Source organism: Morganella morganii H1r (assembly GCF_000633515.1).
GTDB classification, from domain to species: domain Bacteria; phylum Pseudomonadota; class Gammaproteobacteria; order Enterobacterales; family Enterobacteriaceae; genus Morganella; species Morganella morganii_B.
In genome coordinates, this window is record NZ_AYMP01000007.1 from 19232 (window position 1) to 41812 (window position 22581).

General features: G+C 45.2%; 21 protein-coding genes. 8 read left to right on the plus strand and 13 right to left on the minus strand.

The features are described 5' to 3' along the window. Window positions 1-47 precede the first annotated feature (47 nt). The 4 genes from U868_RS0104685 to U868_RS23410 form a co-directional block, all read right to left on the minus strand. The gene (locus U868_RS0104685) at window positions 48-560 is read right to left on the minus strand and encodes a hypothetical protein (protein WP_025152279.1); all 513 of its coding nucleotides are present in this window, start codon (window positions 558-560) and stop codon (window positions 48-50) included. Continuing rightward, window positions 547-1335 carry a winged helix-turn-helix domain-containing protein gene (locus tag U868_RS24010; protein ID WP_025152280.1) on the minus strand — a complete coding sequence of 263 codons (789 nt, stop codon included), beginning with the start codon at window positions 1333-1335 and terminating at the stop codon, window positions 547-549. Before U868_RS24010 ends, U868_RS0104685 begins: the two co-directional genes overlap by 14 nt. A 229-nt stretch (window positions 1336-1564) precedes the next feature. Next, window positions 1565-1903, minus strand: coding sequence for a helix-turn-helix domain-containing protein (locus U868_RS26310; RefSeq protein WP_025152281.1), 339 nt, complete (start codon window positions 1901-1903; stop codon window positions 1565-1567). Between the two features lie 106 nt (window positions 1904-2009). Then, complete coding sequence (locus U868_RS23410) at window positions 2010-2309, minus strand: helix-turn-helix domain-containing protein (protein ID WP_025152282.1); 300 nt, start codon at window positions 2307-2309, stop codon at window positions 2010-2012. 633 nt (window positions 2310-2942) lie between these two features. On the opposite strand from U868_RS23410, the gene flk reads away from it, so the two are divergent. The 7 genes from flk to U868_RS0104755 all read left to right on the plus strand — a co-directional run bounded on the left by flk (window position 2943) and on the right by U868_RS0104755 (window position 10740). After that, window positions 2943-3950 carry a hypothetical protein gene (gene flk / locus U868_RS0104705; protein WP_025152283.1) on the plus strand — a complete coding sequence of 336 codons (1008 nt, stop codon included), beginning with the start codon at window positions 2943-2945 and terminating at the stop codon, window positions 3948-3950. A gap of 929 nt (window positions 3951-4879) precedes the next feature. Next, window positions 4880-5605 carry a tyrosine-type recombinase/integrase gene (locus tag U868_RS0104725; RefSeq protein WP_051583017.1) on the plus strand — a complete coding sequence of 242 codons (726 nt, stop codon included), beginning with the start codon at window positions 4880-4882 and terminating at the stop codon, window positions 5603-5605. 480 nt (window positions 5606-6085) lie between these two features. After that, the gene (locus U868_RS0104730; protein ID WP_240182658.1) at window positions 6086-7300 is read left to right on the plus strand and encodes an AAA family ATPase; all 1215 of its coding nucleotides are present in this window, start codon (window positions 6086-6088) and stop codon (window positions 7298-7300) included. Then, window positions 7290-8306 (plus strand): ParB family protein, encoded by a 1017-nt coding sequence (locus U868_RS0104735; protein WP_025152287.1) that lies wholly within the window; start codon window positions 7290-7292, stop codon window positions 8304-8306. The genes U868_RS0104730 and U868_RS0104735 overlap by 11 nt, the downstream gene beginning before the upstream one ends. A gap of 188 nt (window positions 8307-8494) precedes the next feature. After that, window positions 8495-9433, plus strand: a complete 939-nt coding sequence (locus tag U868_RS0104740; protein WP_025152288.1) for a hypothetical protein — start codon at window positions 8495-8497, stop codon at window positions 9431-9433. A 771-nt stretch (window positions 9434-10204) separates the two neighbouring features. Next, window positions 10205-10456 (plus strand): type II toxin-antitoxin system Phd/YefM family antitoxin, encoded by a 252-nt coding sequence (locus tag U868_RS0104750; RefSeq protein ID WP_025152290.1) that lies wholly within the window; start codon window positions 10205-10207, stop codon window positions 10454-10456. Beyond that, complete coding sequence (locus U868_RS0104755; protein ID WP_025152291.1) at window positions 10453-10740, plus strand: type II toxin-antitoxin system RelE family toxin; 288 nt, start codon at window positions 10453-10455, stop codon at window positions 10738-10740. The genes U868_RS0104750 and U868_RS0104755 overlap by 4 nt, the downstream gene beginning before the upstream one ends. Before the next feature lie 43 nt (window positions 10741-10783). On the opposite strand, the gene U868_RS23415 is transcribed toward U868_RS0104755, so the two are convergent. The 4 genes from U868_RS23415 to U868_RS0104775 form a co-directional block, all read right to left on the minus strand. Beyond that, window positions 10784-12298: a phospholipase effector Tle1 domain-containing protein gene (locus U868_RS23415; protein WP_051583018.1), complete on the minus strand. Its 1515-nt coding sequence runs from the start codon at window positions 12296-12298 to the stop codon at window positions 10784-10786. A 141-nt stretch (window positions 12299-12439) separates the two neighbouring features. After that, window positions 12440-12934, minus strand: coding sequence for a PAAR domain-containing protein (locus U868_RS25250; protein ID WP_071997693.1), 495 nt, complete (start codon window positions 12932-12934; stop codon window positions 12440-12442). Between the two features lie 134 nt (window positions 12935-13068). Further along, window positions 13069-13608, minus strand: a complete 540-nt coding sequence (locus tag U868_RS0104770; protein ID WP_025152292.1) for a DUF3304 domain-containing protein — start codon at window positions 13606-13608, stop codon at window positions 13069-13071. A 91-nt stretch (window positions 13609-13699) separates the two neighbouring features. Continuing rightward, a complete protein-coding gene (locus U868_RS0104775) occupies window positions 13700-14239 on the minus strand; it encodes a DUF3304 domain-containing protein (protein ID WP_025152293.1) in 540 nt (179 codons plus the stop codon). A gap of 646 nt (window positions 14240-14885) precedes the next feature. Here U868_RS0104775 and U868_RS24015 point away from each other — a divergent pair. Continuing rightward, on the plus strand, window positions 14886-15197 hold the full coding sequence (locus U868_RS24015) for a helix-turn-helix domain-containing protein (RefSeq protein ID WP_025152294.1): 312 nt from the start codon (window positions 14886-14888) through the stop codon (window positions 15195-15197). 266 nt (window positions 15198-15463) lie between these two features. Here the strand turns inward: U868_RS24015 and U868_RS0104785 are convergent, their stop codons facing one another. From U868_RS0104785 to flgM, 5 genes are all read right to left on the minus strand, one after another. Then, entirely contained in the window at window positions 15464-17245 is a 1782-nt protein-coding gene (locus U868_RS0104785; RefSeq protein WP_025152295.1) for a virulence factor SrfC family protein, read from the minus strand. Next, window positions 17245-20157 carry a virulence factor SrfB gene (locus U868_RS0104790; protein ID WP_025152296.1) on the minus strand — a complete coding sequence of 971 codons (2913 nt, stop codon included), beginning with the start codon at window positions 20155-20157 and terminating at the stop codon, window positions 17245-17247. The genes U868_RS0104785 and U868_RS0104790 overlap by 1 nt, the downstream gene beginning before the upstream one ends. A 5-nt stretch (window positions 20158-20162) precedes the next feature. Then, a complete protein-coding gene (locus U868_RS0104795; protein WP_025152297.1) occupies window positions 20163-21560 on the minus strand; it encodes an SrfA family protein in 1398 nt (465 codons plus the stop codon). Window positions 21561-21775: 215 nt separating this feature from the next. Then, on the minus strand, window positions 21776-22219 hold the full coding sequence (locus tag U868_RS0104800; RefSeq protein WP_029990686.1) for a flagella synthesis protein FlgN: 444 nt from the start codon (window positions 22217-22219) through the stop codon (window positions 21776-21778). Between the two features lie 12 nt (window positions 22220-22231). Then, window positions 22232-22537: a flagellar biosynthesis anti-sigma factor FlgM gene (flgM, locus tag U868_RS0104805; protein ID WP_025152299.1), complete on the minus strand. Its 306-nt coding sequence runs from the start codon at window positions 22535-22537 to the stop codon at window positions 22232-22234. Window positions 22538-22581: the final 44 nt, after the last annotated feature.

Genomic DNA, 22581 nt, shown 5'->3' on the forward strand with positions numbered 1-22581 from the left:
CGCAGCCAGCCGGACAAATATAACGTCCGGCTGTCCTGCATGGGTCTTTAATTTTTATTAACACACATCATAATTGGTGAGAATGGTGTACTTAATAACCATGAATTATTAATTTTCTTAATTTTTATTTTCCTGTTAGGAAGTGACAAATCAAATACGTTTGAATTGAAAAAATCATCTGATATTTTATCCGAGGCAAGATGATAGACCTCTGTGTTGTAGATTGATATAAATCCGTTATCTTCAATCGAGTAGTCAAACTCGATTTCTCTCAGAATCGCACTGCTGGTTTTATTTTGGTCAGTATCACCTTGTTTTTTCTCCAGTACTCCTGATATATAAAGTGAACCTGTATTGTTTTTTCTTAAATCTATGGTGATATTGCTTCTTATACTGATATTACCGGGAAGCAAGGGCGCTGAGTAATGTGACATACATGAAATACTTACTGACCTTTTAAAAAAATGAGAGTAATCAATAAAAATAAAGAGTATGGAACTTATCAAAGGTATAATACTTATAATAATAAGAAATATTGTATTTTTTTTATTGGTATTCATTGAAATATATGTCCTGGCAGGATGAGAATGTCTTCCCTTCAGGTGTTGATGTAATACATCTGCTTATAAAAACTTTCCCTGTATCATTGTAAAGCTTATTATCATCAGCCTGAAATATGAATGACGAGTTTTTTATGCATGGAATATGTTTATTTATTACCTGACTGGCAATTTTCATATTTGCTTCATTATATTCAGTAGAGTGCTTTTTGATAGTATAAACGTAGCAGCTATCAATGTTTCCCATTAAATATAATTGTTCTTTTTCAAAATAAAAATCATTATCAGTTCCACTGCGCTGCAAAAAAAATAAGATCAGGAATGTTGATAGTATTATCAGAACAACAATGGAAACATCTCTTATTTTATTTTTATTGGCCGCTAACAGGGAGGCGGGTGCGGGTTTATCTTTAGCCGTATCTGGCTTTGATGATGAACCCTGTTCAATTTCAACGATAGCAGATTCATGTATACGTAGTCCTACTTTTGGAATGGTGACAATGATATCACTATCAGCCCCCATATCCTGCAAAATTTTACGCAGCATCGATATATTTTGAGAGAGCGAATTATTTGATGCCTGAAGTCCGTTCTTATTCCAGATGTCATCTAATAAATCATTTCTTTTTACAATGGTTTTGCTGTTTTCAAGAAGGTAACTCAGTATTTTTGCTGGTATTATGGACAATCTTACCGATTTATCCGGGCTCAGTGAACTCCATATTTTCCCGTCATCATCCCGGAAGTTTATTACTTTATTAATTTTATATTCCATCTCACTGCCTTAAAATGAAAATATCTATTTTCAGCCATTACAATTTTACACGTACACTATGGTAACCTAATTACATGTAATTTATAAGGTTTTTATTTCACAGTGTCATCCGGAATGACTTTTACATAATAATAAGCCAGGGTCTGAATTTTTTCTCTGATGCTGTTGTAAAATGTAATAATGGTATGGGTTTTTTAACAATCTATGATGTCATTTTTATTAAGTATAACTACATCATTTTCATAAATGATTCTGATCTAAAGTAATTGATAATCATTTCTGATATTTCATTGTTATTTTTAACATCATTATTCTGGTTGGTGATAAGTGATTCTGTGAAGAAGTCATTTATATTGCAATTGAAAAGAAAGCTTAATTTGTGTATTGCATCAATACTGATTTGAGCTTTACCGCTTTCATAGGAGTGAATGGTGTTTTTTGATACATACAGCATATCAGCCAATTTTTTCGCTGACATGTTTCTGTGTACCCTCATTTCTTTTATCCTTCTTCCGACTCTTGAAGTAATATTTACCGACACCTGATTTATTACATTATTTTTATTCATGATATACAAACCGAATGGTGGTGATTTTCAAGTGTAATAATTTTATTAGTGTACGATAAAATTATTATGTTATCTCATCAGGGAGAGAGGCGTTGGTGACTGCATTCTATTTTCTTATTTGATTTCGGCAATTTTCTTTTTCAATGTATGAATTAAATTGCAATATGTTCATGAATCGCCATATACTCATATCAAAAGCAGTAGAAATAACTTCTAACTGGTCAATTGTCAGTTTTGTCTTTCCATTCTCGTAACGTGATATCTGTTGCTGACTTATTCCGACAATCTGAGCGAGTTGTTCACCGCTCATTTTTCTGGATGCTCTCAGTTTTCGTATCAGAAATCCGACTTCTTCATTTAATGAAAAAGTTGATTCGGTACGTTGTTTTTTTTGCCGGGGTGACATAGTTGTAACATCCTTATATAATAGGATTATTCTTAATATTAAAAGTAAGATGATTATTTTCAGTAAACCGTCATCTGTCATTTGAGGTTCACAAGAATAATTTTCACACAAAAAAACGAAGAAAATGGTTTTTTACTCCAAAATCACGTTTATGAGGAGTATTTTAGGTAAAAATAACTAAAGATCAACAGGGTATTGTTTTAGTGTTTATTTGTAAAACTGTAATAACATACTGATTTATATGATAATTCTATTTTTTGACGAGTGATGTTGTGAAGCTTTTCACTAAAATGCAACCGGATTATAGGGTTATGTCAATTTGATTATCATAATAAGTTAAAAATACATGTTTTCTAAGAATTTTCCCCAAAATGTATGTCTAATTGTAACTATAACTTACAGCTTGTAAATTTTGGTGGTTTTATATGTATAAGCTACTATTATTTAAGGAGTTATTTTTATGCTCTTAATCAAGTGTTTCACTTTATACGTATAAAATGTAAAGTTTTTTTTCTGAAATCATTTTTACCGGGCTGTCTGTTAGAATTATTGTTACATTTTCAGTCTGTAAAGCGATCCTTAATCAGGTAGCTTATTCTGTCAGCCCGCATATAACGGAAGGGTCACAAGCTGATGTTACCTAATATTTCTAATTCTCAGCTGCCGCTTTCAGGTGAGGAGCCGCTGAATGTGGTGTCAGACAAACAGCCATTGTCAGGAGAGCAACGTGCGGTTCTTGAAAGACTGATAACGCAGCTGGCATCGCTGACAAAACTCCGGCAGGCTGACTTATGGTCACAGATAAAGCAGGAAGCAGGGATCCGGAATAATGCGCCTTTATTGTCCCGGCATTTTGCTGAGGTTGAAAAAAATATCATTCAGAGACTCGGGGTTGCCGGCCGGGATCGCACTTCTTCTCTGCAATTAATACAATTAACCGAGCTGATGGGACAGGGGAAAAACAGTTCAGTTGTCAGAGATTTTATCCGGGCACAATACGGTCATACGGCACTCAGCCAGCTCAGCCGTGAGCAGATAAAAGACGTCCTGATGCTGTTACGGCAGACACCTGACAGCAGTTCTCTGATTAAAGGTAGCGCCGTCATAAATACCAGCCTGTATATACAGAAGGCCGAGCATCATTTTCTTAGTCAGTTAGTTTCTGCACTGGCTGATATAACAAAAAAACCGGAAGAACAAATCTGGCAGTCTTTACTGAAAATGTCAGGCAGTAAAAGCGCGGCGTTGATTCCATCCGTTCTGTTCACTCATTTGGTTGCTCTGCTTCAGGCCCGCACTGTTATGGCCGGACGGAGTAATATGACACTGGATACGATGCAGTCGGCGCTGAAACAAATACTGAAACCGGAAGAATTAATCATACTTAAAGAGTATGCTCAGGATTCCTATAAGATCCAGGTTCAGACTCCCCTGACAGCTGTGCAGGTACAGGAGCTGATCAATTATATTTTCCGGCGTCGTATTGAAAATAACGGTTATTTGCCGGAACCACAGAATATTCAGCCGATTTATAATCCGGCGGTGCCGGTGGCTGAATCATCAGAAGCCCCGCAATCCCTTTCCAAAATTATATTAATCACACTGCTGATCACATCAGTCATACTTTTATTTATTTTTTAATTGCAGTCTGACCCGCCCGGTTTTGTGGTTACAGGCAGTGATCTCCGTCACGCTTTTGTCACCGTATTCTCCGTATCGTTATTTAATCGCGTTAGTAGTACCTGTAAGACGTTTTCGTACCTTCCCATGCTTTCATATTACCTTCAGCAAAAAAAACGCACCTGATTCGTTGTGCGCTGTCTGTTTTTTGAACATCATCATGTATTTTTCATTATTGCGCTTTACTGTCATTTTCCGCAATGGCAGATCGCCGGCAGATTTATTGCCGGTTGGCAGTATGTTGTGCACTGACTGTGCAGTTCATACTATATATAGATAAGTACAGTCGCATTGCTGTAACATAAGCCTGCTTATTATTGCGGTTTTCCGGTATAAACACCATAATACCGAATTCTGCGGATCCTTTTTACCGTCTCAGCAGAGAAGCAGAGACGTGTTCCGGCTGTCGTTTCAGCGATGAAATGATGTTTTGACACCGGACGCTGTAATACACGCAGTTTATAAAAACGATGTATTATGATAATCATTGTTAATATCATTTCTGTTACCGGTGAAAAGAGACTGACAGCAATTTCACCGATCTTTTTTACTGTCTCAGCCGGAAAGCAGGAACGTATTCCGGGTATTGTTTCAGATATTTAATTATTTCTGACACCGGCCATCGTCACAGACTGCACGATGCAGTGCTGACGAATTATGATAGTTATCGTTAATACTCTCTTTGTTACCGGCAAAAAGGTACTGATACCAAACTGCGCAGATCTTTTCCTGCCGGCCCGGCAGAAAAACAGAGGCATGTTCCCGCCGTTGTTTCAGAGGTGAAATGATATTTTGACACTGATCACCGTAATACACTGCTCGATGTCGTACTGATGAATGACGATAATTATCGTTAATACCATCTCTGTTACTGGCAAAAAGGTACTGTTATGACAGACAACTTCCCTGAGCTGCCGGAGACCGGCAGGATATCCCTTCGCCGCCAGAGTTCCGGCCTGCTGACAACCGGTCATCTGGAACGGGCCCGTCAGCTGCGTACGCTGGCGATTGCCGCTGAACTTGATTGTCCGCGCTATTTGCTGGCACCGGAAATCAACCGCCTGCTGCAGTATGTTCCGGATCTGCACCAGCGTACCCTTATTGATACGCTGTGGAATACCGGCGGTCGTATTCATGAAATAATGGCTCTGACTAAAGGCGATTTTTATTTTGATACGGAAACGCCATTTGTTGTACTGAAAACACTGAAACAGCGTCAACCGGTGGATATCACGGTAAAGCATAAGCCGCAGGCGGTAAAAAAACGCGCTGTACCGTTATTTGATGCAGAGTATGTGAGGCTGATGAAAAGTTACTTTGCGACTATGCGCTATAAAAATCAGAATAAGATCTGGCCGGTTCGCAGTGACAATACAGTGCGTAACTGGTTGCGTGAAGCAGTACGTCTTGCGGCAGAGGATGGTTTTTCTTTAGTAACCGAATCCGTCACCTGTCACACACTTCGCCATAGTTTTGCCATGCATCTTATTTTTCACGGCGTGCCGGTAAAAGTAATTCAATCGTATCTCGGACATAAAAAATCAGCGTCAACTGACATTTACACCCGGATTTTCACTCTTGACGCTATGCTTCACTTTGATATTTCCTTCCGCTGATTGGTTCCTCTTTTTTGTCCCCGGCATTCGCCGGGGTATCGATTCCCGGGTTTTTTCTGATACGTCCTGTGTGATTTTCTTCATTCGCCGTCAAAAATATTTTTTTATTTGTATACACGGTTAATTTTATGTTGTCCATAGACCCGGCTTGTCTATTTTTGCGTATTCGTATTTTTATCTTTTTTTTGCTTACTCACGTCACATAAGCAGAAATAACAATGATCATTCCTGTTGCGTTAGTGTTTTTTTTTATGGAATACTAAAACTAACATTACATGAGCGTTTATTACTAGATCTACTAACTGGGGCGATTTCAGAATGAAAGCTATGTGAAATAATTAACAAAATCATTAGTTATCAAAGCAATAGAGTTGCCCTTTGCAATGGTGAAAGAATGCGGGTATAAAGTGTTTACAATGCTGATGATATGTAGGATTATTATATTCAGTTCAGAATTCTGCATGCGGGGAGTTTGGTGTGATGAATGAAAATAATCAGTTTAATAAAATAGCCGGCCGTTCAGTCCGGCTTCTGCAGTCATTAACCACCCAGGTTCAGACGCAGAAGGAAGAGCTCAATGAGACATCCTATTATCAGGTTTATTCAAAAGCGGCGGTGGCGAAACTCCCCCGGCTGACCCGTGCCGGCGTGGATTACGCCGTCAGCGAAATGGAAAGTCAGGGTTATGAATTTGAAAAGCGTGAGGCCGGCACTGCACAGAAATATGCGATGAGTATCCGGAATATCATTGATATTTACCATCACCGCAATGTGCCGAAATACCGCGACCGTTATAAGGAGGCCTTCACACTCTTTATCGGTAACCTGAAAGGCGGCGTGTCGAAAACCGTCAGCACGGTCTCGCTGGCTCACGGATTGCGCACACATCCGCACCTGATTTGTGAGGATCTGCGAATTCTGGTCATTGACCTGGATCCGCAGTCTTCTGCCACCATGTTTCTTGATCACAAGCAATCGGTGGGCTCAGTCGAAACCACGGCTGCCCAGGCCATGCTGCAGAATGTGACCCGCGAGGAACTGCTCAGTGATTTTATCCTGCCGTCGGTGGTTCAGGGTGTTGATGTGATCCCGGCCTCGATCGAAGATGCGTTTATTGCCTCCCAATGGGAAGTTCTGTGCGACGAGTACCTGCCGGGGCATAACATCTACACGGTGCTGCGGGAAAATATTATTAATAAACTGCGGCAGGACTATGATTTTATCTTTATTGACAGTGGTCCTCACCTGGATGCGTTTTTATCCAATGCGATTGCGGCGGTTGATATTCTGATGACACCGGTACCGCCGGCTCAGGTTGATTTCCACTCTACGCTGAAGTATCTGACGCGGCTGCCTGAACTTATCGGCATGATCGAATCGACAGGAGCACAGGTGAATCTCATCAGTAATATTGGTTTTATGTCCAAACTGGTCAACAAGACAGACCATAAATTGTGTCACAGTCTGGCCAAAGAGATCTTCGGCGGTGACATGCTCGATGTGGCTCTTCCGCGGCTGGACGGATTTGAGCGCTGCGGCGAGTCATTTGATACGGTGATCTCTGCAAACCCGGCCACGTATATCGGCAGTGCGGAAGCGCTGAAAAATGCCAAAGCCGCAGTAGAGGATTTTTCCAAAGCAGTGTTCGATCGTATTGAGTTCCTACGTCAGAATCGGGGTTACTATGCAAACTAAACGTAAAACAATCGGCAGGACACTGAGTGCGGTATCCCCGGTTTTCCCGGCGGCAGAAGCCGCTGAGTCCCGGAGGTTCATTCTCAAATCCGGTAAATCTGCACTTTTTCATCTGGTTCATATTCCGGCTGAGGAACTTGAAGAGCGCACATTTGTCCGCTTTTCGGTCAACGGCCGGGATCAGAGTGCGCTGACCCCGGAGTCACTGACGGATATCACGCGGACATTAAGTTTACAGCAGTTCTTCCCGGCCATCGGTTACCGCACGCATGGCAAGACAGAAATTCTGGATGGCTCAAGACGACGCGCAGCCGCCCTGTTGTGTCAGGTGGGGTTAAACGTTCTGGTAACGGATACCGAAATCAGCACTGACGATGCCCGGCAGCTGGCCGCTGATATCCAGACTGCGAAGGAGCATAACCTGCGGGAGATCGGGTTGCGTCTTATGCAACTGCGTGAAAAAGGGATGTCACAGAAGGAAATTGCGGCGTCAGAGCAGTTGTCTGCAGCAAAAGTGACGCGGGCAATCCAGGCGGCTTCGGTACCCGGCGACCTTATCGCACTTTTCCCGGTTCAGTCCGAGCTGGGCCATAATGATTACCGGTTGTTGCTGCTCATCGATAGTCTGATCAAATCTGAGGCGCTTTCCCGTAAAACGCTTCTGAAGGAGATGAACGATAAAGTCAATACGCTCATCAATAACGGACAGACCATCCCGGATGAACTGAAAAAAATTATTCTGTCTGAACTGAAGGTACTGACGGATAACCTGATGCGCAGAAACAAACCGGATGCGGCCGTGGTTGTTCCGCTCCGGACGTTTAATGACAAAAATACGTATGCGCGTAAACGGGCCAAAGACAGGGGATTCAGTTATGAATTTAACCGTGTGCCGAAAGCATTACAGGATGAACTTGATAAAGAGATACAGAAGGTGCTGACTCGCTATTATGCCGGGGATGCGGACAGCCATGAGATGAGAGCAGATGAACAGATAGCTGACTGATAACAGCAGCAAAACTGTCCCCTGAGAATAAAAAACCCCGACATCTTCTCTGACTTGGCGGTGAGGCAAGATATCAGGGCCTTCAATCAATCAATACTGTCAGGAATAATGTTAACTTCCTGACAGGGAGTATAGAGTTATGCAGAGCAAAATTCAACTCCTTCAGCACAACATAAGCGCAGGAGCATGTGTCTGACTCCCTGATACTTCACAAACAACAGGGGCATGAGGGTAAAGTTCACCGTCATTGTTTTCCTGTCTTTAAAGGTAAATTACCTAAGCTCCCGGCCGTCAGGCGTTTTGTCTCCGCACTGGCCAAGCATGACTGGAACTGTAATCAGCATATTTATCAGCTGCGCTGTGACCGTAATCAGCGTGTCTCCGTGCGTTCCGAGCGTCGCGAAACCTGGTATGTTCTGGCACTCGCTGTGATCGCCAATACGGACTACAACCCGATGAGCGAGAATGTATTTGAGGTGATGTGCTCAGTGGAAGCACTGGCTGAACAATGCGGTCAGCTTTACCAGTATGAAAACGGCCGCAAAAGTTATGACCCGGTGCTGCACGCACTGCATGACTGGGAGGCGGCAAAGCTGATCGTTATTCATCGTGATTTTGACTGTGAAACAAAACAGTACAAAGCAATGCGTATCTGGCTGCGGCCTGAGTTTTTTGAAGGGCTGGGTTTTGATCTGAGGACACTGCGCAATATCATCAGGAGCTTCAGGCGCTGGATGGAACGTAACGGATTGCGGGAGGACTATAAAAAACGCTATGCCCGGCATGTGTTACGTATGAATCGTTCCAATGTGGCATCACTGGATAACCACCACGCCCTGAAAAAAATGCTGAAAAAACTGCGCCGCCTGGTCATCGGTGACGATGAGGAGCTGGAAAACGAAAAGAATCATCAGGAAAAAGCACTGAAAGAGAAAAAAGCGCAGCTTGCAGCTTCCCGTCCGAAGAAAGAGACGCCGGGGGAAGCATGGCGCCTCTATGAACGCTGGAAGCAGATGAATCCTGTCGCGACAGTGCATGCGCTGGAAAAGCGGATTAAATCACAGTTCCCTGCGCTTAAGGGGGAGCTGCTGTATCAGTGTTACCTGGATAATCTCCCGGACGGTTAATGCTGTCTGCCTCTGAAATAACCGCCTCCCCGGCGGTTTTTGTGCTGGATTTTTACCGGAAATCCCCTGTTTTTATGCTTTTACCTGATATCTTTTGCCCGGAAAGGCGGTACTTGTACCTGTACCGGCCCCTATTTGGCGTGAAAACGTCCTGTTAACTTCGAACGGTATTAAAAATGAACAATTACCTTCGAACAGATCCCCTGCAATCCGGATAAATTCGTTCTTAGTTTCTGAACAAAACGTCCTTTTAAAAAAAGGAGATAGGGGCGCGTCTTTAAGCGCACCCCATCAGTAAAACAATATAATGCCTTCGCTTGCAGGGAACTCCGTTCCCGCCGCTCAGAAAAGAGATGCTTTACTTCCTGCACACTATTCCTCCTAATGCTGCGTTTACGCAGCATAACGCGCAGTACATCCGGGCAAGCCCGGCTAACTGCGGCCTCCGGCAGGAATAAAAAAGTAAAAAACGGTTTCAATATCCGATTTTTCCGGCAGGGCGGGGGAGGGTATGTGCGATATAACACTCTGCAACCGGCTCTGCCGGGCTTCGGCGGCTATCTGACCTCAGAGAGATTACCGGCAATTTTTGCCGCCTGACATGCGCTGGCGCGCATAAAAATGCGTTATGGTCAGGTGCTGCCGGCGGCTCTGACCACTATGGATAGATTTGAGTGTATCCTCTAAGGATCGGCAAGATAAAAAGACTTGTTAACAGGTCTTTTTTAACTTACTATAAAGACCTGTTAATAAGTCTCAGTGGTGAATATGATGCCTAATATCATTTTAAGTGATACCAGTGCCAGTGTCAGCGAACTGAAAAAAAACCCGATGGCTACAGTCAGTGCCGGTGATGGATTTCCGGTCGCTATACTTAACCGTAATCAGCCTGCTTTTTATTGTGTTCCGGCGGAGCTTTACGAAAAAATGCTTGATGCGCTTGATGACCAGGAACTGATTAAGTTAGTTACTGAACGCAGTAACCAAAAACTGCTGGATGTTGATCTGGATAGTTATTTATGAGTTATACCGTTAAGTTCAGGGAAGATGCGCTGAAAGAATGGAAAAAACTGGATAAAACGATACAACAGCAATTTGCCAGGAAACTGAAAAAATGTTGTGAAAATCCCCATATTCCTTCTGCAAAATTACGGGGAATAAAGGCGTGTTATAAGATAAAACTGCGCTCATCCGGCTTCCGTCTGGTTTACCAGGTCATCGATGACACACTTGTTATTGCTGTTGTGGCCGTCGGTAAGCGGGAGCGCAGTGATGTCTATAATCTGGCAAGCGAACGTATGCGATAATCATCAGCCGGACAGCGCTGTTATTTTTATTTCTGTCATCGTGTTATGAATTGCGCGGCTCCATCCACCGTATGGCGAAATATCCGTTGTTGATGCCCTCTGACCGCTGGACATCATGCAAAAACCACGCATAAAGTTCCGGTGTATCAGGACACTGTGCGGTCGGCATCGGTTTTCCGTCGTATCCTGCGGTCCCGTACGCTATAAATTTCTTCGCACGTGTTCTTGCCGGTATGACGAGGTTATCCCAGAATAGCTGCGGCGGGAGATGATATTTCTGGGTTAACAAAACATCTGCGGATTTTGATACCTCTGACAGCCAGCCCCAGTGTTTTTTCAGCAAATATACAGCACCATTGATATCGGACAGTTCCTGTTTGGCCTCTCGTGTATAACCCAGCCCCTGAAGCGAACCTGCGGATGTCAGTATGTCTGATTCCTTTTTTTCAAGCCTGCGGAGTTCACTTTTGTATTCATAGAACTGTTTTCCCAGCCACTCAAAGTACCCGTCAAGGTGCCGGTTCATGGCGTTGTAGCTGAGTTTTTCCATGCCGACTTTCATCTGATAATTCTCAACCCATTCTTTGACCGGTTTATCGTTCACTCTGTCATTCATATCAAAGTATGATGCAACTGTTGCCGATTTCTTTCTTAATGCTGTTAAACGAAGAAAAGGAACGTCAGCCTGCCTTGCTGCTTCATACATTTTTTGCAGTGAGACACGGGAGAGTTCGGCACTGGGTTTCTGCTCTCCGGGTTTCAGGCCGCCGCCGATGTCCTCACTGCACCCGGGCATCAGGATTTCCTGATGTTTTTCGTTGTTCCGGCCGGTCCGGTAAACACACTTCCACAGCCGCCGTTCATGGGCGGCAACCAGATGCAGGGAGCTGCTGACAGCCTCCGGTAACGGGGACATATGCTTAAGATAGTGGCGTCCGAAGCCTGACCCCACCATGCCCACGACTTTTGCGAACGGCCCGGGCAGCCACTCGATGGCAGCCGCTGCATAATCCAGACCGTTATCACTGCTCAGCAGCGAATCCCGCGAGCAGTCAAATAACCCGGCAAACGCAATCTTAACCGGAATATTGCGGTAAGTCGGTTCGCTGTCATCATTATTTTCGCAGATATCCCCGAGCAGGATATCCAGAAACTCGCGGGCCAGTGCCCCCCCAAGGTCAAATCCGAAAACTGAAACAGAAATCGAGGTCACCGGAACGGAGCCATTTTTTAAAACGTTTTCAAATGACTGCACAAAGCGCATTTTTGCGCTGTTGAGACGGGTATCCGCGCCGGTTAATTCGGTGTAAGCAATAAATTCCGAATCACGCAGCAAGGGGGTGGCTTCGATACCCGCTTTTTTCAGGCTGCTCACGGCGGAACTTTTCAGCTCTCCGATCACGCCTTTCGGGGTCAGCAGCGTATTTTTCGTCTGTGCCAGGATGTCTTTTCCGCTGACCCCGTTCACTGAGGACTGAAAGGCATCTTTGCCGATATCCCCGGGTTTGCTTTTCATTTCATCGCCGAAGGCACCGAGGGCGTTATTCATCACGCCCATGATTTTTTCGGTGGTTGATTCGTCAAAGGGGGTGCCTATACCGGATATGTAGTGTGCCCGATAATTTTCAGTACGTGTGTCATCAGATGGTATAGGGTATGCCAGATACAACCGGGCGATATTACTCAGCCGTCCCTGGTGTTAATCCTGTGCGGCGTTGCGCCCCACACCGTCAAAAAAGAAGCCGATGTGTAATGTCCGCTTATTATCCTGTGGTGTGTTATTGATATACTGCGGGGGGATGTGTTCCTGCCATGATGCGACGCTCTGCATTGCGGCGGACATACCGGAGGTGACGGCGGAAATCCCCTGTGAGATAACGGAGCCGAACCCCTGGGATTCGGCCGGTGAGGTCGCCGCAATCACGGTATTGGTGCCGTAAGGGCAGCCGCACTGCACGATTGAACCGTCAACAGCCTGTGGTTTGCGGTTATTCATCATCCGGCTGTCTCCGGTCGCTATCGTACCGGTCTGTTTGCACTGCGGGCAGGTGGTGGTGAGGTTGCCGACAATCACCGCAGGGGTGCCTTTGTATTTTATCATGCTCGACGATGCGATACAGGTGGCGCCTGTTGTGGTTTTGTCACCATCAATCGCCATGGCTTTGCCGAATATATTCGGCCGGTATCCTGACATGGGAAATCTCTCATTAGGTTATTTTACCTAAGAATGTTACCCGTAAGCTAAATTAATGGCAAAAAAAAACAATATTTCAATATGTTACAAATGAAAGTACTGTAAATCGGTAATGTCAGCCGCCAAATATTTTATCATCGTGCGGCTTCCTCCGTGTCCGGCAGCGGACGGTAGTGAGGGCTGTGGGGGGAATAGGGTGAGAATGCGTTATCACTCCATCCGAGGACGACTTTGTCGCCCGGTAAAAAATGGACATGCAGATCGTTCTCGCCCCGCTTTCTTTCCGGCATCGGGATCACCACCCGCCGCTGCTCGGGGCGCATACCGGCATCATACTGATCACCTGTAACATCTAACGTCCAGATCACCTCGGCGGTCTTTCCGGTAATGCGGCCGCAGCAGGTTGATTTACCGTCGTCACCGGCGTATTTATTGTCCGGGTTATATGCCCAGGCATTACCGCCGGCTACGCCGTTGACACTGAATCCCAGAACAGGCCGGTCCAGTTTACTGTGAATGATCAGCGTCACCCCGCCGGCGGGCGGCCCGAACGCAGCCATGGCGATGCTGCCCCAGCCCGGGGAGAGTAAGATCAGCCATACCAGCCAGGCTTTACGGGCGTAAAAACGGTTAAAGGCGTTATCAAAGCGGCGGAATTGTGATGACCAGTCCATCGTAAACTCTTTAGCGGGTATTATTTGCGGTGATTATAAATGCCATATCAGAAATTAAAATAAAAAATACCTGCGATGCCAACAACATTTATCACTGCACGGCTTCCTCTGTGTCAGGCAGCGGGCGGTAGTGAGGGCTGCGGGGGGAATAGGGTGAAAATGCGTTATCACTCCATCCGAGGACGACGTTGTCGCCCGGTAAAAAATGGACATGCAGATCGTTCTCGCCCCGCTTTCTTTCCGGCATCGGGATCACCACCCGCCGCTGCTCGGGGCGCATACCGGCATCATACTGATCACCTGTAACATCTAACGTCCAGATCACCTCGGCGGTCTTTCCGGTAATGCGGCCGCAGCAGGTTGTTGCTCCGTTTTCACCGGCGTATTTATTGTCCGGGTCATGTGCCCAGGAATTACCGCCGGCCACGCCGTTGACACTGAATCCCAGAACAGGCCGATCCAGTTTACTGTGAATGATCAGCGTCACCCCGCCGGCTGGCGGCCCGAACGCTGCCATGGCGACGCTGCCCAGGCCGGGGGCGAGTAAAATCAGCCATACCAGCCAGGCTTTACGGGCGTAAAAACGGTTAAAGGCGTTATCAAAGCGGCGGAATTGTGATGACCAGTCCATAGTAAACTCTTTAGCGGGTATTATTTGCGGTGATTATAAAGGCTGCATCTTAAATTCAGACAGAAAATATCTTAAGCCAGAGATCGGTGTCTGAAGGGCAATCGTACGAAAACGTATGAAGAACAGGCCGCGGCATTTTGTGGTATAACGCACAATATAAGCGAATAACTGTCAGGTTATTATACGATGCAGATATGCATATTGACGTTATTATAAATCATAGTTGTATTTTTTAACAAAATTCACTTTCTTCGTGTTTTCTCGGGTTTGATTTCCTGTTTTTTTGATTCTTATGGTTGCATAATACGAGTGATGAAGGTGAATACAAACATTATTTGTAATGGTGACCTTCGGTTGTATGACCATTACGCGGTAAACATAATTACAAATTTCAATAATAATTAAACTCAGGTCTGACGGTTATTTTTTATAACGCAGAGTAAGAGGTTTATGATATTTAATTATGATCCAATGCATTTTTTGACTATTTTTCAGTAAGTGCATTATGACAGAATGATGCTATTCCATCACCCGGCATCATATCTGCCAATTATATGATTGATAAAAGCGCTGCGTACAGAGGTCAACACAGAAGAATCGTGGCGATATAACAATCAAAGTATTAACTAACTATGTGATAAATAATATGAATGATATATCAGCCATCGTCGGTAAGAGAATAAAGGAAATAAGGCAGTATAATGGCATGAATATTAGTGACATTGCCGAAAAAACAGGATTATCTCATCAGCAGTTATCCCGTTATGAACGTGGTGTTAATAAAATATGTGCAGATACCCTGTATAAAATCAGCCTGGTTTTTGAATGCAGTGTTAATGATTTATTCTCTGATTTGCCTTTTCGTGAAGGAATATTAGAAAATAATCATTTTTATAATGATACATCAGCTATGATTGATGACTATTTTCATGGTGTAAAATCGGGAAGCCCACTCTGAATAAATGAATATCAATCAGGCTGTAATATAATATCTTAATTAGCTAGTCATAAAGTGGTTAATTGTAAAAATAAACACATTGTTGTTTTGTTTTTACTCAATTGACAGCTGAGATAACAGATTACTGAATTATTTTCATCATCAAAGTAATGTGTTTGTTTATATAAAACACGGATAAACCAGCCGGATCAGTCTTCCTGACGGGTAAATGAGCCACTTCTCATTTACCCGTTTTTTTATGTCATTTCTGTTTGTAACCGGACGCTTTAATTTTCTTTGAGGTTTTTGGGTAATATTTTGTTCATTTCTCTGCGCTGTGCCGTCGTTAATCCGTATCCTTCCGGCAGTTCTGCCGCTCTGTGTGACAGGGCGACAAGCCAGTCCCCTAACCAGATCGTATTACCGGAAACAGTATTGTCTGAAGAAAAGAAAGCAGTGTCACTGGTGACTGCGGATGAAGGCGTAAAAAGCGGCGCTCCCGGATTCATTTTACTCTGAGGACGTTCATCCGGATGGACAAAACTGTAGCCAAGCCAGGCGACAAACTCATTAAGTACCCGGGCCGCACAGCAAACGCCGGCAACGGCATTATTTTCCAATCCTTCCAGTGTCTGTGCCAGGTGATCCTGTAAATTTGCCTGATAACCGGCCTGAATCAAAATCTGGCAGAGCATGCTGAGCTCTTTGTCTGTCAGCCCGCTGCGTTTTCTCAGCGTTTTGCTGAAGCCTTTTTTCCGGATATGATTAACCCATAACTGCCAGGCCTTGGCCGCAAACCCGCCGGACTTATTTTTACCGGCTGCCGGTGCTTCATCCGGGAAATAAATGGTACCCGGAAACACGGATGATTCATCCTGTGATGACGTATAGGTTAATGCCCCCAGTAACGTTTCATCAATCATCAGGCCATCCAGTAATTCACCATGGCGATCTGAACGGGTTTGTAATGTCCGGATAAGTGCATGAATGTCATTTTCACTGAACGGTGTATTACGGAACAGAAAAGCCAGGTGTGAGCAAAGCTGTGATGCGTCATTTTCCTGTTGCAGCAGGATATCAGTATCATCACGCTGCTGATAAAAATCACTGAACGTGAAGAAAGGATCATCCGGAATAATCACGGTATCCCGGCGTGAAGAGCGGGCAACGGTCAGTGTGATTTCCCGGCTTATCTCAAACAGGCTCTGGCGTGATAATGGCACGACAGATAACGGAACGCCGTCAGCCAGCGGGCACAGCGGAATATCATCAAAACAGGCCGGATATTCTGCGGTGGTTAACGGATCTGACATCAGACCGGATGAAATAACGGTTCTTGACGGCGCAATAACCTGACGGGCATTTTTCACCGTATTTTTAGCCTGCAGATACCGGAGCCACTCAGTCGTGGCCGACAGATCGCCGCCCCAGAAAAGTGACAGTAAGTCGGTCAGATCATGTTTGCTGAGAAACGGAACGAGTTCACTTATCCGGAGTATCAGGGCGGCAGAAATCGGCAGAGATGCGGGCTGGCATTTTTCCCGGATACTGATAACGGATAAAAATTCAGCAGGATCGAGAATCTCCTGATCTTTTTGTAATTTACGCTCTTCCAGCGCCGTTATTTTATACCGGAGAGCCTCTTCCTGTATCGCGGCGGGATAACGGGTGATCAGCTGGCAGGCCTTCTCTGCAGGGCTCATCAGCAGGAATGTCAGTGTATAAGGGCCGTAACACTGTGGCTGTGAATCTGTAAACCTCACAGCCAGAGAGGTATTTCTGAGATTAGGCAATATATCTGCCTGATAATCCAGCGTTATATTATCAAGCATAATATTAATGCACTGATGATCATCTGCCACATGCGCAATCAGCTCATCAGAGAAAGGTACCGGTGTGGTGCTGTGAAGGATGTTATCCTGAGTAACCGGTACCGTTTCTGAATGACTGAGGCTCAGTTTGTATCGCAGTAAACGATCGATAAGGATATCGGCTTCATTATTCAGCCAGATATTATCCGGACGGAGAGTCTGTATCCGGTTAATTAATGTATTGAATTTAGTCATCATTATTGAAATAAGTTTCCGCTGTCGATCCAGTATTCCCGGTTGGCTGTATTACTGTCTGTCAGTGTATGCAGCGATAAACGTAAACATTCCGGTGTGATTGATTTTCCGCTCTGAAGTGTTGCGTCTTTCAGTGTAAATACGTCATGACCGGCTTCCCGTAACAAACGGACATGCAGAATTTCGCCCCCGGCAAGCTCCCTTGCCAGATTCGGATCTGAGATGGTCAGCTGATATAACGGTGTCGCAGGCCATTCAGGGTTATCTGCCTGCCGGAACCCCAGCCGGATATTTCCGCGGATCGGAATATCGATGACTTGCGGAAAACTGCCGTCATCGTTTTGCTGATAACAGATATTTTCGTTACTGAGTAAATTATTTTCATCGAGCACCCCCATATAGCGGAGAGTCGAATCTGATGTGATATTCCCGGGTGTGATATTGAATCCCGGAAGGCGGAGATCTGTCGCAAGATGAAAAATCGTGGCGCCGAGCAGAGCGGTAATTTTACCGTTTTCGCCGCCTTTTTTCGGGCAGAACGGAAAATCACTGTGCAAAGGATAATTCTGCATCATGATGATGCGTACCGACGGTACCGGCTGGCGGCGGCGGAAATACGTTTGTATTCCGGGGAGGCTGCCGGGTTGTCCTGAAATTAAAAGGACATCACAGCGGTAATATTCAATGATTTCACATAACGATTTCAGCACGCCGGTGAGAGAAAGCTGACCGGTTAATGCGGCATGATTGAGTGATTCAGGATCGCTGTACAGAGGAATATTCAGAACATTTAATGTCCCTCCGGATAACCTTACGGTCTCTTCAATATATGCCAGTACGTGTGGTGACGGTAATGTCTCCAGCAATTCACCGAATGTTGTATTAACGGTGCGGCCGTGTTCCCACGCATTCAGCAATGCATGGCCGAGCGGTATGATCAGCTGTAATGAGACCTGCTGGCGTAATGTGCCCTGATCATCAAATCGTCCCTGAGCCTGAAACAGCTGTTGCATGACACTCCTGCTGTTACTGACCCCGGCCTGTGTGATGGCTTTTTCAAATGCAGGCAGAATTTCGCGGCGGATAATATCAAGCAGAAGATCATCCCCGGCACATTTAAATCCCTCGCGGAACAGCAGCTGCGGTGTGATTTTTATGTTACTGCTTAACCGGGTGTCGAGGTCATAACGGGTTATCGCCAGATCCGTTGTTCCGCCGCCGATATCAATTGCAGCGATACGTAATGATTTGCCTTTGATTTCCCCGTTGTCATACCGGCGATCCGGGCGGCCGAGCAGTCCGAATAATTTATCAATTTTCCCGCCATAGCGGCGGCTTTCGTTATATATCCAGACTAACTGACTGCAGGACGCTTCATCCCAGTTAAATGAGAATGAGGGAACAGGATATAAACTCTTCGCTTTGTCTTCCTGCAGGGTGAATCCGGCATCCTGCGGATGCCATGACAGGCTTTTCCAGACCAGAGAGATGGCATCACTCATATACTTATGGAAATGCTTTTGTTCTTCATACGGCATTGCGGACGGCAGTGTCAGAATGATATGACGTAACTGTCTCGGGGCATTCCGGTGCCCTTTTTTCTGACGTGCCGCCACATTATTCATTTGCACTAATGCCTGTGAGATCAGCTCACTGAGCATTAATGTCATCAGAGATGCCCGGCTGTAACGCGGGGTAAATACCGGTAACCGTACCTCCGGCGTCAGGGTATGCAGGGGGATCCCTTCATCATTCATCAGCAGCATGGACGGCGCGGCAATAGCCGGCGCTTCTTTCCGGCGACCGCTGAAACGCCATGGCTGACTGACCGGCGCTGAATCCCATAAATAGCGGCGCGGACTCGAGATACCGCTGTATCCCTCACTGCCGGCGCGCTGATGCATTAACTGTTTTGCCTCATCCCCCAGACGGACAATCGATGGCCACTGAAATGCATTCTCACGACCACTTTCGAGAGAAAAATGCGATTTGCCAAACTGCGCTTCATTAAACTCAAGTCTGCTGGAAAAAAGTGTGTCACTGATAAGATACGGCTGACTGAGCGAGCGTAAACGCAGCTCTTCACACTGACGGAAACCATCATTTTCCTGTTGGTGATCTTCTGCCAGCATGCCGCAGGTATGGGTACTGCCGACATCCAGAATCAGATCAACCGGAATGGCCGGGGTATACAGTGTGCCGCTGCTTAAAAGAACATCAGGCAAAGCAAGGTGATCTGCCATCATGTGAAGAATGTTCAGATAATGAGCCTGATATTCAAATAATTTCAGTGCGGATGCAACTTCCTGTTCAGTACGATCTTCATGCTGCTGAACATAGCTCAGAAAGACTTCACGCAGCCAGCCGTCAATCCACGTATTATCAAGGAATGCGGCGATATCATCATTTTCCCGTACGAATGAAAAACGGATTCCGTTATCGATGTCAGACTGAACCGGGGCGAGAAGCGGGTCGGCATCATTTTCATGGAGTGTGCGGGTATCAAATGCAATGCTTATCCGGATGTTATTTCCGGCGGCGTCCGGCTCTTTAAGCCGGTTTATCTGAATGCGTGACCAGTTATCAGGACCTGATGCGGATGTATTCCCGGTCTTGCCTCTGAGCCAGGGAACAGGCAGCCACTGACCTTCTGATACCGAGAGTGAATCAGCCAGCAGAATGGCACTTTCCGGTCTGACACGCTCTGCCGTTTCGCCCTGTGATGACGGGATAGTAAATGTTCCGTCATTTTCATCGTGATGAAGATGCAGGAGCGGGCCGTTGGCGGTCTGCCGGACAAAATAGCCTTTTTTATCTGAGTTTTCCGGTAAATACAGGCCAAAATCGAGAAACTGGATGCCACTGTCGCGGATCAGCGTTACATCGGGTTTATAATGAATAAGGTCGGTTAACATCGGTATTATTTATCCATAATTTTTTTGAATGTAAGCTGAGATGACTCGTTATCGGACCATTTCGCCTGACAAATTGCGATGGAATCGGTGCCCTGCTTGCAACTGATATCCGGAATAGTTTGCTGGGAACCATCATTACACCGTGCCCGCAGTGTGCGGCTTTTTACGGAAAGTGTTCCGGAAGGCAGCAGACCGGCAGAAACAGGGGCCTGGCATGACTTATTTCCGTCATTAAGGTGTATATGACCTTTACCATTCATTATCTGCAGACGCACAGAAGGGTAAGCCTCCGGTTTCGCGGTTTCACCAAAGAAAACAGCCTGCCAGTTACCGTTCAGAAATTTAACCGAGCCGGCTCTGACTGAGTTGGGGAAAAGGATCAGGGTATCTTTATCCTGTACCGGTTCTGCCGGGAGGATCTCAGGTGCAGCCGGTTCAGGCGGTAATGCTTCCGGTTCCGGCGTTGCCGGAGCGGTCACAACGACCGGTTTTGCAGACGAAATGGTTTTCATCACGGTTGATAATGTACTTTTTACCACTTCAGAAAGGAGAGGCTGAGGCGCTTTTTCCGGTTGTTCTGTCTGCTGTTCCGGCTCTGCTGGGCGGAGTTCTGTCCCGCTGTTTTTATTCTCTGACGGTGTATAAAACAGCGGCAGCGATAATACGGCGGCTCCCGCGATAAGCAGGACGGCCAGCCCGGCATATTTAACAGGGAACCTGCGTTTTTTACGGGTTTCTGATTCTGCCGGTTTTACGGGCTCTTCATCCGGTACGTTACAGGTCTGCGACAAGCTGACAACGAGCGGAGGTGATTCTTCAGAATCCGGTTCACCGGGATGTTCGTCTGCGGCCTGCTCATCACTCAGTTCACTCTGCTCCGCCTGCACTGCTGACTGTATCAGCCGCTGCTGGCGCTCTTCCTCTTCCCGCAGAATAATATCGAGTATACGGGCATCCGAATGCAGAGGAAGTGAAGAAAATCCCCAGAATTCAATGACCGGTTTATCATCCAGTAACCAGATATGCTGTACACCCGGAAACTGCAGAACATGTTTGAGTAATGACGCAAAGAGTCTGAGGGAAATATTATCCGCGCTGCCGCAACGCAGCCGGAAAGCGTCCAGTTCAGCGTGGCGTTCCTGTAAATAGCTGATGAGGTGCAAACGCTGCGGATGGCTGATATGCGTCCATGATGTCAGTGTTCCGTGACGGGGGGCATACCAGTCAATACGGTCACTGTCACTGTGGCATTGCGGTATTGCCAGACAATTGGCTGCATCATGAAAGCCCTGTAAACGCAGGGCTTCACGTATTTGCAACGCGGAATCAAAGACTGTTTGGCCGTTTTCACCTAACGGCAAATAATCGCTGCGTTGGCCGCTGCGGAGAAAAGGTTTTACCACGTGATATTATTCCGTTATTGACGATAAAAAAGAAAACGCTGAGATGCGTTATTTTACCGTCTTTTATAGCGGAAATAAGACTATATGATAGTGCTAAAAGTGCACGAAATTGCCGTCACTAATCGTGATTGTAATTGGTATAAACAGGAAATTCGTTCATTGATAAAATTATCTGAACAAAAAATGTGATTTACCAGCCTCTGATTTTAATTAAATCAGATGGATATATTATACATTTGTCCTGTATTTTCCTGTTCTGTTTTTCCGCTGGATGCATACATCGCATTTTTTTTCTCAAGATCTTTCACCATTTTTTTAAACTCCTGCATTTTTTGCATATGGAGTTCTAATAAGGCATAGCTCTTTTGATTTAACTCATTCGCATTCTTTGTCTGAGATACGATGGATGACCAGAGATTAGATAACTTCGGTGAGTTACTGTAAGGCGCACTGAACTGACCTTGTTTCTCTAATTGTTTTCTCTGGTTATCATAAAAGTTGATAGCAGAAAGAATCCGGCTTTTATTATCAGAAATAGGCTGAAGTGCGACCGGATTTATTCTGAAGGAACTAAGCTGTTTAATTTCTTCTACCAGTAAACTGTCCATCTGGTTCAGCAGTTCCTGCAGTTTAAGTAATGTGTGCCGTAGTTTTTCCATAAAAATAAATTATCAATAAGTTTTAGAAAGATTAAAAATATCACCAACCAGTTGTTGTGCTATTTCATCAGTATCGATCAGGTATTTACCTTCGCTGATCTGCATTTTAATTTTATTTACATTTTCCAGATTAACGTCATGAGTGGTGTCAGTATTAATATTACTGATTCTTTTACTCAGAGTAACCTGTAACGAGGCGTCATTATTTTTATCAGATGCACTCTGTTCTGATACAGCGGCTTTGTTACGAGCTGACGGATCCTGCTGAGTCGCAGCAAGATGGTTAACTTGTTCCAGGCGTTCAACGGCAATTTTCATTTTCCACCCTAACGATTTCTTTAGTCGGTTACTTATTATATCGG

What these genes read in the sequence shown, in the direction of transcription:
- U868_RS0104735 (WP_025152287.1), top strand. Translation starts at nt 7,290, where the DNA reads ATGCAAACTAAACGTAAAACAATCGGCAGGACACTGAGTGCGGTATCC.
- U868_RS0104790 (WP_025152296.1), bottom strand. Translation starts at nt 20,157, where the DNA reads ATGTTAACCGACCTTATTCATTATAAACCCGATGTAACGCTGATCCGC.
- U868_RS24015 (WP_025152294.1), top strand. Translation starts at nt 14,886, where the DNA reads ATGAATGATATATCAGCCATCGTCGGTAAGAGAATAAAGGAAATAAGG.
- U868_RS0104785 (WP_025152295.1), bottom strand. Translation starts at nt 17,245, where the DNA reads ATGATGACTAAATTCAATACATTAATTAACCGGATACAGACTCTCCGT.
- U868_RS0104685 (WP_025152279.1), bottom strand. Translation starts at nt 560, where the DNA reads ATGAATACCAATAAAAAAAATACAATATTTCTTATTATTATAAGTATT.
- U868_RS24010 (WP_025152280.1), bottom strand. Translation starts at nt 1,335, where the DNA reads ATGGAATATAAAATTAATAAAGTAATAAACTTCCGGGATGATGACGGG.
- U868_RS0104730 (WP_240182658.1), top strand. Translation starts at nt 6,086, where the DNA reads ATGAATGAAAATAATCAGTTTAATAAAATAGCCGGCCGTTCAGTCCGG.
- flgM (WP_025152299.1), bottom strand. Translation starts at nt 22,537, where the DNA reads ATGAAAATTGCCGTTGAACGCCTGGAACAAGTTAACCATCTTGCTGCG.
- U868_RS26310 (WP_025152281.1), bottom strand. Translation starts at nt 1,903, where the DNA reads ATGAATAAAAATAATGTAATAAATCAGGTGTCGGTAAATATTACTTCA.
- U868_RS23410 (WP_025152282.1), bottom strand. Translation starts at nt 2,309, where the DNA reads ATGTCACCCCGGCAAAAAAAACAACGTACCGAATCAACTTTTTCATTA.
- U868_RS25250 (WP_071997693.1), bottom strand. Translation starts at nt 12,934, where the DNA reads ATGTCAGGATACCGGCCGAATATATTCGGCAAAGCCATGGCGATTGAT.
- U868_RS23415 (WP_051583018.1), bottom strand. Translation starts at nt 12,298, where the DNA reads ATGGGCGTGATGAATAACGCCCTCGGTGCCTTCGGCGATGAAATGAAA.
- flk (WP_025152283.1), top strand. Translation starts at nt 2,943, where the DNA reads ATGTTACCTAATATTTCTAATTCTCAGCTGCCGCTTTCAGGTGAGGAG.
- U868_RS0104775 (WP_025152293.1), bottom strand. Translation starts at nt 14,239, where the DNA reads ATGGACTGGTCATCACAATTCCGCCGCTTTGATAACGCCTTTAACCGT.
- U868_RS0104725 (WP_051583017.1), top strand. Translation starts at nt 4,880, where the DNA reads ATGACAGACAACTTCCCTGAGCTGCCGGAGACCGGCAGGATATCCCTT.
- U868_RS0104755 (WP_025152291.1), top strand. Translation starts at nt 10,453, where the DNA reads ATGAGTTATACCGTTAAGTTCAGGGAAGATGCGCTGAAAGAATGGAAA.
- U868_RS0104770 (WP_025152292.1), bottom strand. Translation starts at nt 13,608, where the DNA reads ATGGACTGGTCATCACAATTCCGCCGCTTTGATAACGCCTTTAACCGT.
- U868_RS0104800 (WP_029990686.1), bottom strand. Translation starts at nt 22,219, where the DNA reads ATGGAAAAACTACGGCACACATTACTTAAACTGCAGGAACTGCTGAAC.
- U868_RS0104750 (WP_025152290.1), top strand. Translation starts at nt 10,205, where the DNA reads ATGCCTAATATCATTTTAAGTGATACCAGTGCCAGTGTCAGCGAACTG.